We start from the raw sequence: 295 nt of genomic DNA, 5'->3' as shown, positions 1-295 counted from the left end.
AACAGGATTTCTTACGAATTCCATATTATTCTGCAAAATCATGACGCCAAAAAGACTTTATAGTATAATGGAGAAAAGAAGAGAAGCGCGGTTTTAAAGCGAGCGAGGTGTGATATGAAGAGGAACCTGTATTGGCTGCCCGTGGCTCTGGCTTTTCTCATCGGAATGGCCGCTGCGGGCTGCTGCAATAAGCAGAAGCCGGAGGAAACGGCTTCAGAGGAAGTCACTGCTGATACCCATGAAGAGGAAAGCGGGGAGCGGGAGACGGAGAGCCAGACTGCCGAAGAGACCCGGT

Annotated in this window: 1 protein-coding gene; it reads left to right on the top strand. The window is 50.2% G+C overall.

Annotation, left to right across the window (positions count from 1 at the left end; translation table 11 throughout):
• Positions 1–114: 114 nt before the first annotated feature.
• On the top strand, positions 115–295 hold a 181-nt coding region (locus NE473_RS31685; protein WP_502802873.1), incomplete at its 3' end, for a hypothetical protein.

Origin of the sequence: Hungatella sp. SL.1.14 (assembly GCF_024460495.1) — a bacterium.
GTDB lineage: Bacteria > Bacillota > Clostridia > Lachnospirales > Lachnospiraceae > Hungatella > Hungatella hathewayi.
Note: the sequence above shows the minus strand (reverse complement) of the source record. Positions and strands in the feature narration are given on the sequence as shown.